This is a genomic window from Cellulophaga sp. F20128 (genome assembly GCF_023015805.1).
Lineage (GTDB): Bacteria > Bacteroidota > Bacteroidia > Flavobacteriales > Flavobacteriaceae > Cellulophaga.
The window spans coordinates 67,484-78,519 of sequence record NZ_JALKBA010000017.1 but is presented as its reverse complement, the minus strand read 5'-3'; the positions used below and the strand labels follow the sequence as shown (position 1 = coordinate 78,519).

Here is an 11,036-nt window from a genome sequence, read left to right as displayed (position 1 = left end):
GTTAAAATATCTCCTGCACTAGCATCATTAGGCAATTCAATAGTTACATTAATAGCACCAGATAGTTCTGAACTATTAATTGTACCATCATTGTTGGTATCTTCAGTAATGACAACGGTAGGCGCAGTAGGAAACGAACTATCAAAAGCTAGAGTAGCAGTAGAAGAGGTAAGATTTGTACACGTAAAGGTTTCATCGGTAATTAATACTCTATATTTAAATCCATCGTAAGCAGCAGTAATTGCAGTTAATGTGAGTGTATTGGTTATACTTCCTGTATAGATATCAGAAGCATTGCTATTGTCTATATCTACAAAGCCACTTCCGTCTAAAGTATCTACTTGCCATTGATAGGTTAATAAAGTACCAGAAGCAGTAACGCTAAATGATTCGGAATTTGTTCCATTTGTCACAATATTTTGTGGTTGGTCTGCAGCACTAGCTATTGTTGGTGTTTCACCTGCTTGTTGAAAATCGTAATCAGTATTTCCTGATCCACTATCTGCATTTTTAGGTGTTGTATACCCATTAGTAACAGAAGTTCCTGTAACCTTTCCATCTGTAGAATTCACAATAACTGGTAAACTGCCTAGGATACCGTCCCCGTTAGGATCCGTAAAACCAGCTTCAATGACATCATTACAGCCATCGTTATCTGCATCCAATTCTAGATGATCAGGGATATTATCATTATCAGTATCTGTATCCTTACTACAAGCAAAAAGGATAAACTCTATTTCATCTACAGCCCCAGATATCGATGTTTGTGTCATTTGAAGGGTGAAGGAAGATATTCTCTGGTTAATTTGCAATGATCCTGCAGCAGATCCATCACTATCAATTTGCGAACTTTCCGCTGTATATGAACCACCAGAAGGCAAGCCTGTTCCACCATCTTTCACTGAGGTCGCTGTTGATACAAAATCGAACGTACCAGCAAGTTTAGTCCAACTTAATCCATTTATAAGAGTAACATTTGCAGAGTTCTGGTCGCCCCCAGCGTCGGTTCCCCCAATTCTATCGAAGTGAAGAATAGGTTTATCTACAAAAACAGGATTATTGTCAGCGTCAACAAAATTAACAGTAACGGTGCTTCCGTCATCATAGGATGCTTCTAAAGATATGCTGTTCGCAAGATTTTCTGACCAAAAACTTGGACCAGGGTTTGTGAAATTACCACTTGTAAAATTAGTGGAATTGGTTGTGGTAACTTTCGCAATAACACCGTTTCCATAGGTGTAGGAAGCTGTAGTGCTAGCTATAGTCCATGCTCCAGACTGTGTAGGCGTAGTACATTTACCTTCTAGGGTATCTAGAATACCATCGTTATCGTCATCTAAATCACAATCATTATTTATACCATCACCATCTGTGTCATTAGTTGTTGGTGTACCCACTATGGCCCCATACGTACAGGGGTTTATAATTAAGTTAGAAAAGGCAAATTCGACTTCGTCATAATTAGGGGGGGCTGCTAATGTAAAATTTCTTTCTAATTCGGTACTTAGGTTAATAGTGTTGATTAGGCTTGTTAGCTGTAGACTACCGCCAGCCGTATTACCACATTCTTCACTTCCACCAAGTATTGAAAATGGTAAGTTTCCTTTAAAGGAAGTAGTACTCGTCTCTAAACGATTACTTGAATTTAGCGTTGACCATATCTCCCCATTTTGTAGATTAAAAATACCCGTTGTGCTTGAATTTAAAAGACCGGATGCACCAACCTTATCCACATGTAAAATGGGATTTTGAATGTCCACAACCGCTCCTGTATTAGCATCAAAAAACTCAAATGAAATACTGCCCGTCCCATTTGTTATGGTTACTTGTAGAGATGGAGTTCCTGAAATAGTAGGATCACTAAAGGCGTCGGGAGAGCAAAGCATGGTATCTATTCCATCAATGGTTACGTCTCCCGTAACTGTTGCTTCTATTCTTACTATGCCATCTGAGCTAAAAGATTGCCAGACACCTCCGCCTAAATTTGTCCAACCACCACTAGTTTGCCCATAAAAGAGCTGTGCGAAAAACACAAATAAAATCCATAAAATAGATTTTAGGGATATTATTTTGGGTACAAAAATGAATTTTTGATTCATTAGCATAATTAACGGATATTCGTATATAATGAATACTAGGGTCTGTTATATATACGACTGATGTATTTTTTGCTAATTTAAAAGTAGAGGAATAAAATAAATAATTAATGTTGTGTACGTTAAGGAATTGTATACGTATCCCTATAAATCTTTATTTTATTTACAGATTTAGGAATGTCCTATTTCTCTGAGAAAGCCGTTTCTGAGAAAAATAAAATATAATTTATTCAAAAAAAGTAGTGGTAATTATAGAAATTACTACTTTTTTTGGAGTAGAAAAGAAAACATAAAACGGAAATTTTAAAAGTGATGATTCATTGGCTATGGAGTCTATTTTTGAAATGAAACAACAAATAGTTATTCTTCTTTCATTTCAAAACGTTCCAAATAAACCAAGCCTTTTCCTCCTTTTATTGCTATTCCCCAACCCAGAATTTCTGTTTTAGGATTTCCATTTTCTAAATGCGGACGGTAGAGTCCTGGTGCTATGGGAATCTTTTTAAGGCTGTCTTGTAGAACCGTGAAATTAACACCATCGGCAGCATAGTTGATGGTTTTGTTGATGGATGCCAAGGAAGCAACACCCCCTTTTTTAGCCCAAATAAGTACTTCATGGCTTTTGTCTAAGATAGGACCATCGTGTTTTTTAAAGGGACCTTCTGGTTCATCAGCATAAGCTACACTCATTTGTGTTTTACTTGGTCCTGATTTTCCATGAATGATAGATCTGCCTTTGTAATACAGCCATATTTTATCGTCTCGAACTAGCATACTGGCATCGTCTATTCTAAAACTATCAAAGTCAGAAGCCACAGCGCTTATTTCTAAAACCGGATTGTTTTTAACTCGTACAAAGGGCCCATCTGGGCTATCAGCGACAGCCAAGCCAATGGCGGTAATATCTGTTGTTGAATTGTTATCAAACTCCTTATTCGCATTGTCGGGAGTAGGTTTAACCCCTGTATAATACAAATAATATTTTCCTTCGAAAGCCAAAATATTAGGTGTAAAAACAGAGTGGCTATCAAAGCTACCATCTACTCCTAAACCAAGCGCCATACCTTGCTCTTGCCAAGTAAAGCCTTCATCTTTTGAAGTTGCATACCAAATGTTAGCCCAATAGCCTGCAGTAGTGGGGCTATCCATACGGCTATACCAGATATAATAGGTGTCTCCAACTTTAATAATATCGCTGTTGTCGCGTCTGTTGTAAATTGAATCTTTTCCGATGCCCTTTATTTCTTGGTAGGTAAACTGGATCGATTTTTCAGAAAGTACAGCTACTTCTTTAATTTCTTTTTTGTTTTTACAACTACCTAAAAGGAGCAGTACTAACAGGAATAGGCTGGTGGTATAGCCAAGGCTTTTATTGATTTTGGACATGTTTATGGGTTTTGTTTGCTGCTTCATATTGTTTTAATTAAATGCATTTTTTATATCTTTTATGCTAACACCAAATACTTTTTTGATGATTGGGTTTAGGGTGAGTTCATCACCTTCTATGTGAAAAGTATACTGTATATGCGTTCCGGTCTCCCCAGTCTTTAAGGCAAGGGCTGGTGAAGAAGTTTCTAGTTCATAAAAAGGACCCAGGGGCTTTTCCCCAAGGGAAGGAACACCATCATTATAGGAGTTTATAACATCACCTGCATAGGGTTGGTCTTGTATTTCCCACATAGAGTTTACATAGGAAGTTACACCTTCTGGTTTGTTGTATTTTAGAATAGTAAGTATTCCATTTTCCGTATCATAAGACCCTGCACTATTTTTTGCACGCCTAGGAGAAAGTCCAATTTTACTGCGATAGGCTCCATCTCCACTAAAATAAATCACCTTGTCTTTAACTACCAATCGCTCCCCAGGTACTTTCCCAAAATAGTTGTCATTCACCACTTTGCCCAATTCGTTTTCCTCACCAGGGATATATGGAATTACAATCGTAGTTTTAGGGGAAGGATTAAACATTCCTAGCAACCAAATAGACAATAACCCCGTTTCTTTTTTCCAATCTTGTTGCCCCGTATTTGTTACGATATTCGTGGTTTTGTAAGCAACAGCCTTAGCCGTTCCCAATGTATCTATCCCCAGTTCATTACTTATTTCATTGGCAGATAGGATCATTATTTCGCGTTCAATACCAAAATCAAATTCAAATCCAGCATAATTGGTAAGCCTAGCATTCTTGGTAAATACAGCCTTGGTTGTACTGCTATTCTTAAGCTCAAAAGGTTCTACATCTATGAGTCTTGGAGTGAACCAATTGTCAAGCGTAAATGCGGTCCCTTTTTTAAAAAACAGGGAATATTGTCCGCCTTCAGGACCCAGCCAAAAGCGTTCCTCCCCGCCATATACATTAATATTTTTTAGGGTGTCTTTAGAATTAAAAAGGGCTCGGTTAATCCAGCCATAGCTCCTTCCGTTTGGGCCTTTAGCGCTACTGGTCATTACCCTAGCTTGCAAGGCCGGGGAAATGGCAATCTTACTTTCCCGGGAAGCATCTGTTAATTCTAGAATAACCGTATGTTCCTTCATAAAGGCAGTATCATTGCCATAGCTAGAGTAGGTAACAGTAGTTTTATTATCTTGACTGAGATCGGTACCTAGCTTTTCTTTTTCGGACTTCTTTTTAGTAGTACAGGAAGTGATTGCTATAATCCAGAACAATAAGATGGTTGCTTTAAGAATCTTACTTTTTTTTATGTTTTTCATAGTTTACTTATTTTTTTTCGGTCTATAAGTTTCTAAAATAGCCTCCATTTCTATTACCACTTCAGCATACTGATTGTAAACATTGGTGGTTTGATATTTATCTTCTTCCAAATTATACAATTGTGCGGCTTGTGCATCAACTTTTAGTTTCCCATTTTCAATATCACTGTTTTTTCCTCCTACAAATGCTACTGCAGGAGCTCCGCCCCAAGCGTGCTGGTTTGGTTTAGAACCTCTAAAGCCACCACTGCCCTGCGCCGGAATATACATCCATTTTCCCTTTCGGAGGGATAAATGAGTTGGTCTATGCGCAGCCAAAAGCAATTCATTTCTAATTGGTTCTTTGGGGTTATCTACCAAAGCATCTAAAATATTTATACTGTCTAAACTCTCTAAACTATTTGGATCTTGGCCTGTAATAGCCATTAGCGTGGCTAACATATCTACATTACAAATCAACTGATCGGAAACGCTACCTGCTTCAATTATTCCTGGCCATTTGGCAATGAAGGGTACGCGGTGGCCACCTTCCCAGACTCCAAACTTAAAGCCTAATAAATCACCATTAATTTTATGTCCTGCTCTTACCGCATTACGCCCTCCTAAATTCAGCATCGCCCCGTTATCACTGGTAAAAATGATTAGAGTGTTATCGGCAACTCCTTGTTTTTCAAGGGTAGCAGTGACTTCACCTACCATCCAATCCAATTCTTGAATAAAATCTCCATAAAGTTCAGCATCACTTTTTCCTTGAAAATTATTACCTGGTGTAAACGGGTGATGAATATGCGTCGTAGCAAGGTATAAAAAGAAAGGGTTTCCTTTTTCTTTCTTTGATTTTTTAGTTGTTTGCTCTGTAATCCAATCCACCGCCTTACCAGCCAGTACGGTTCCTACGGTATAGTCGTTGTACAATTGATGCGCTTTTACGGCACCTTTAAACATATTTGGGGTTCGTTGTGACGCTTCTGGCGGAATTGGAGTTATAGGAGTAACTTCTTTGTCTTTCCCTCTTCCTACATACACCAAAGGATCGTTTGTGTCTGCACCTACAACTTGGTCATTTTCTACATATACATAAGGAGGAGCACTATTTACAACAGGGACTCCGTAGTAATAATCGAACCCTAAATCGTTGGGTCCAGGCCGCAATGGTTTATTCCATCTGTTTTCTCCGGTGCCAAATCCTAAATGCCATTTTCCTAAGGCAGCCGTAGCATAACCACTGTTTTTAAATACATCGGCAAGCGTCAATTGGTCAGGGTTAATTAATAATTCTGAAGTAACGGGTGATGGCCCCCATATTCCTTTTCCGTTATTACCACGAACAGGATATTGCCCAGTAAGTAAAGCATAACGGGATGGGGTACAAACTGCTGATGCCGAATGGGCATCGGTAAATATTTTACCCTCACTTGCCAATTTGTCTATGTTTGGCGTTTTTACTTTTGTGGCTCCATAGCACCCAAGATCACCATATCCCAAATCATCAACCAATATATAAACCACATTGGGTTTATCTTGAGCCTGTAGAAATGATGTACTGATGCAGCAGAGGAATAGAAAAAAAACACTTAATTTCAGTGTAAAAAATGGATTTGTTTTCATAATATTATTTTAATTTTTATTCATTTTTTCTTTTACAGGAATTAAATCATTGGGTGTAAAATAGGGTTCATTACCCAGCGGTCGTGCATTTACGCCCCTTTTATGAAAATCGCCAATATCTTCCTTGGCCCAATCCAAGAGTTCCATAAGTTTGCCTACAACTACTGGATGCTCATTGGCAACATCTGTAGCTTCTGAAATGTCATTTTCTAAATCGTAAAGTATGGGTTTTGAAAATAGAACACGATCCTTTGGAGCAATGTGTATTGGCCATTTCTTAAAAGCGATGGAATTTGAATTTTCATCATGGGGCAAATGCAGTTTCCATTTGCCCAAGCGTACGGCTCTTAAATCTTGATGCTGATAATAAAAATACGGCCGTACTAAAGTCTTTGATTTTCCATGAATGATAGCTGAGATATCCAATCCATCAATAACCCTATCCGATGGTTTCTTAGCACCAGCAATACTTGCAATGGTAGGCAATAAATCAATAGTTGCAGCGACTAGGTCAGAAGTGCTCCCAGCGGGTACTTTTCCGGGTGCTCTCACAATAAAAGGAACTCTTAATCCACCTTCCCAAGCCGAGGTTTTGGCACCTCGTAAAGGTGCGGCATGCCCACCATGGTCTTTCTTGATCCACCATGGACCATTGTCACTCGTAAAAATGACATAAGTGTTGTTATCCAATTCAGTTTCTTTTAATTTTTTTAAGATGCGTCCAACATTATAGTCTATTTCCTCAATGACATCACCATAGAAACCACCTTCTGATTTTCCTTTAAATTCCTTAGATACGGCAAGTAATGTATGTGGCATAGTGTGGGCCAGGTAAAGGAAAAATGGTTGTTCATTATGACGTTCAATAAAGCCAATAGCTTCATCCGTATAGCGCTTGGTCAATTTAGACATGTCTGCATTAAGCTCAACAACTTCCTTGTTTCTAAGAAGGTGAATTCTGGCATCGTTACTGGTAGGAGTAAAGAATGAATAGTCAAATCCTTGATGCACCGGTAGGAGGTCGGGGTTAACTTTTTCTGGGTTGTGTCCTGCCAAATCCCATTTGCCAATCATTCCGGTTTTGTAACCCCCTGTTTGTAATACTTCGGCAATGGTAATTTCACTTAATGCTAATTTCGGGTGTGGCGCTTCTCCGTTATCATTCCGTGCATTTCGTAAGGGGTAAGAGCCTGTCATAAGAGCAGCTCGTGATGGTCCACAAACCGTTTGGGCGTAAAAACTGGTAAACTTCATGCCTTCTTTAGCCATTTGGTCTATGTTTGGTGTTTTAATGTTGGGGGAACCATAACAACCCAGATCACTGTAACCTTGATCATCAGTAAAGATGATTATAAAATTAGGGCGATTGGATTGTTGCACCGCCTTAGTTTGAGCCTGTAGAGCACCGCCTAGTATACAAAGAATAACGAATAAGAAAGGATTAGTTTTCATTTGTCTTGTTTTTTATGGCTTCACTGCCCCACCAATCTTTGTTGGGTTGCCAGTTGGGCGATAGCATCTGTTTGCGTTGTTTTTCCAAGGCAAGCATTTTAGTATATTCCATTTTGTTCCGGAATTCTTTGGCCTTTACTTCGGAATAGTCAGGATCGGGTTTTGCGTATTTTGCTCCTACACTGGTTAGATAGTCGAACAATTCGGTATTCAATTCTTGAACCTTATCAGGGTTGTCTGTTGCGAGATCCGTTGTTTCACTGATGTCCTTTGTGAGGTTGTAGAGTTCGTTTCTTCCGTCTTCATAGTAGTGTATAAGTTTCCAATCGCCCCGACGAATAATTGAAGAGGGTTCTCCTCCCTGATTACCGTAGTGTGGGAAGTGCCAAATAAGGGCGCGTTCTGCCAACGTTTCTCCTTTAAGTAATGGGAGAAGACTGATGCCATCGCTATGTTCCTCAGGAAGTTGTTGTCCGCCTGCCAACTCCAAAAATGTGGGATAAAAATCTGTTCCCGAAACGGGATAATCTATTTTAGCCCCTCCTTTAGAAAGCCCGGGAATTTTGATAAAATAGGGTTCCCGTATACCGCCTTCGAACTGGTATCCCTTGCCAGCTCGCAAAGGTTTATTACTGGTTGAATAATTATCACCTGCAGCCACACCTCCGTTATCTGAAGTGAAAACAACAATGGTATCATCCTCAAGTCCCAACTCATCGAGCGCAGAAAGTACATTGCCTACGGCTTCATCCATTTGCGCTACCAAGCCCGCATAAATTGGATTGTCTTGTACTTGGCGAATGGGTAGAAATTTCCCCATACGATAGCCACTTTCCGCTATTCCTTGTTGCACGGCTTTATCTCGGTATTTCTTCCATTTTTCTTGTGAAGTCTGAATGGGTGAATGCACGGAATAAAAGGAAAGATAGGCGAAAAAGGGTTTTCCGGTTTTCTGTGAATTATTTTCTTGAATGAATTTCACCGTTTCAGCAGCAAGGTGATGCGACAGGTTTTCCCCTGGCTTACCGTCAACTAAATTTGGATTTTTATAAGGTGAAAAATAACCTCCCCTTGGACCTCCTGAAGTCCAACCACCAATGTTGATATCAAAACCGTGATCTTCGGGCCAGGAACCCTTATCTCCCAAATGCCATTTCCCTGCAAAAAAAGTTTTATACCCCAGTTGTTTCAGCGCTTCAGGCATAGTAATATATTCTTTGGGCAGGTTGTGGGTATACGCTGCAGGAAGCAGTTTTGTAAAGCGATTCCGTTTCCGCCATGCTGTACCCGAAGGAGACCCAATATGTACTGTGATATTATGCCTCGCTGTAAATTTACCCGACATAATACTTGCCCTTGAAGGGCTACAGACCCGACTAGCCGCATAGCCATTGGTGAAAATAGTTCCCGATTGTGCCAATCGGTCAATGTTTGGAGTCTCGTAATAGGAACTACCCATAATGCCCAAATCTGCATAGCCCAAATCATCCACGAGGATAAATAAAATATTCGGCTTTTTTTTCGTCTCCTGGATCTCTTTGCTAGAAGGCTTTGAGTTACAAGCATTAAAAAGACCAGCAAGAATAATGGTGAATATGCCTAAAATACATTGATTCCTTATCTTAAATTTCATTTGTTGTCGCTTTTTAATGTTATGGTTATTTTTTAAAAAGGTAATTGTGATTTTGGCGGTAGCGGTACCTGGTTTTCCTTTCGCCATTTAGTGAGTTCCGACAAGAGATTTTTAGCAACCTCTTTTTCTATTTCAACAAGGTTTTTACTTTCCTTTAAATCAACCTCCAAATTGTATAATTCTATTTTCTCACTATTTAGAAATTGGATAAGCTTCCATTTTCCTTTTCTAATGATAGAGCATGGTGGGTCTTTGTAGGTGCTGGCTATGTGCCAAAAAAGTGATCGTTCTTCAAAGTTTTCACATTTTAATAATGGCACAAGGCTATGACCATCCAAAGTCTTCTGGTAATTGGTAATACCAGCCAATTCTAAAAAAGTAGGAAAGTAATCCAAACCACTGATAGGTGTTTTGTTTATTCCTGCTTTTATATTTCCAGGCCAATTTACAAAGGCTGGTACACGTAAGCCACCTTCATAGATCTGTCCTTTGGCGCCTCTCAACCGTTTATTAGCACTTTGTAAAACATTATACCCATTGTCAGAGGTAAATATAATTAAAGTGTTTTCTCTAAGGTTATGCTGGTCCAAATAGGTGATAATCCGTTGCACATTTTCATCAATCGAAGCTATCATAGTGGCATAAGCTGCAATTTCTTGGCGATTTTTTTCTCCTTGTCCGGTAATGGTGTCGGCAGCTTTGGCTAAAAATTTTTCCAGCGATTTCTGATTTCGAATTTTAGAGGGTCTATGTGGTGCATAAAAATGAAGGTTTACAAAAAATGGCTTTTCCTTGTTTCGATCAATAAAGGCTATGGTTTCATCCGTTAACCTATCCGTAAGCCATTCATCATTTTCTTTATCTTCTATAAAAGGGTTTTTAAATGGAGCAGTGTATCCTCCGCTTTCAGATTGATATCCTTTTTGATATCCACGAGCAGGATCGCCCCACCAAGTACCGCCTACATTTTCGTGAAATCCTTTTCCAATGGGATAGAATTGTTGAATAGCTTCCGTTTTATGATGGGCAACCCAATCTATAGTACCGTTTGCGGGTTGCTTTAGCGGTTTTGTAAATGGATAATTTGTTTCCTGCTGTGGATTTGGACCTACAATATGCCATTTCCCTAAATGAATAAGGGAATAACCGGCTTTATTAAGCGGTTGGGCATACACAGGATGTTCTTGACCAACCGTCCATCGTGAAAAAATATTGGATTGGTTATCTCCACGCTCCAAAACAGGTACATTGTAAATTCCGGTTCTAAACGATTGTCGTCCTGTTAATAGTGCGGCTCTAGACGGAGAGCATGTTGGGTACATATAAGCCTCCTTAAAAACTAAACTTTCACTCGCAAGTTTGTCCAGATGTGGAGTCTCAAACCATTTGCTTCCCATAAACCCAACATCTTGCCAGCCCAAATCGTCAGCCATAATAAAAATAATATTGGGTTGCTGCCGTATACCGACTTCCTTAATCTCCTTGCAGGAGACCAATAAAATAAGGACTGTTAGGATGGATAATTGTTTGGTCAT

6 protein-coding genes and 1 pseudogene are annotated in these 11,036 nt (G+C 39.3%); all 7 read right to left on the bottom strand.

Annotated features, from left to right (window positions below):
* Window positions 1-2,099: pseudogene (locus MWU65_RS14110) on the bottom strand (hypothetical protein); the annotation flags it as partial.
* Window positions 2,100-2,456: 357 nt separating this feature from the next.
* A complete protein-coding gene (locus MWU65_RS14105; protein WP_247078898.1) occupies window positions 2,457-3,482 on the bottom strand; it encodes a family 43 glycosylhydrolase in 1,026 nt (341 codons plus the stop codon).
* Between the two features lie 33 nt (window positions 3,483-3,515).
* Window positions 3,516-4,808, bottom strand: coding sequence for a DUF6786 family protein (locus tag MWU65_RS14100; protein ID WP_247078896.1), 1,293 nt, complete (start codon window positions 4,806-4,808; stop codon window positions 3,516-3,518).
* A 3-nt stretch (window positions 4,809-4,811) separates the two neighbouring features.
* Window positions 4,812-6,416 (bottom strand): arylsulfatase, encoded by a 1,605-nt coding sequence (locus MWU65_RS14095; RefSeq protein WP_247078894.1) that lies wholly within the window; start codon window positions 6,414-6,416, stop codon window positions 4,812-4,814.
* A 9-nt stretch (window positions 6,417-6,425) separates the two neighbouring features.
* Window positions 6,426-7,868, bottom strand: coding sequence for a sulfatase (locus tag MWU65_RS14090; RefSeq protein ID WP_247078893.1), 1,443 nt, complete (start codon window positions 7,866-7,868; stop codon window positions 6,426-6,428).
* A complete protein-coding gene (locus MWU65_RS14085; RefSeq protein WP_247078892.1) occupies window positions 7,858-9,501 on the bottom strand; it encodes a sulfatase in 1,644 nt (547 codons plus the stop codon). The genes MWU65_RS14090 and MWU65_RS14085 overlap by 11 nt, the downstream gene beginning before the upstream one ends.
* Before the next feature lie 32 nt (window positions 9,502-9,533).
* Window positions 9,534-11,036 (bottom strand): sulfatase, encoded by a 1,503-nt coding sequence (locus MWU65_RS14080; protein ID WP_247078891.1) that lies wholly within the window; start codon window positions 11,034-11,036, stop codon window positions 9,534-9,536.

Coding starts and splice junctions, on each gene's coding strand:
- MWU65_RS14105 (WP_247078898.1), bottom strand. CDS start 3,482: ATGTCCAAAATCAATAAAAGCCTTGGCTATACCACCAGCCTATTCCTG.
- MWU65_RS14100 (WP_247078896.1), bottom strand. CDS start 4,808: ATGAAAAACATAAAAAAAAGTAAGATTCTTAAAGCAACCATCTTATTG.
- MWU65_RS14095 (WP_247078894.1), bottom strand. CDS start 6,416: ATGAAAACAAATCCATTTTTTACACTGAAATTAAGTGTTTTTTTTCTA.
- MWU65_RS14090 (WP_247078893.1), bottom strand. CDS start 7,868: ATGAAAACTAATCCTTTCTTATTCGTTATTCTTTGTATACTAGGCGGT.
- MWU65_RS14085 (WP_247078892.1), bottom strand. CDS start 9,501: ATGAAATTTAAGATAAGGAATCAATGTATTTTAGGCATATTCACCATT.
- MWU65_RS14080 (WP_247078891.1), bottom strand. CDS start 11,036: ATGACCAAACAATTATCCATCCTAACAGTCCTTATTTTATTGGTCTCC.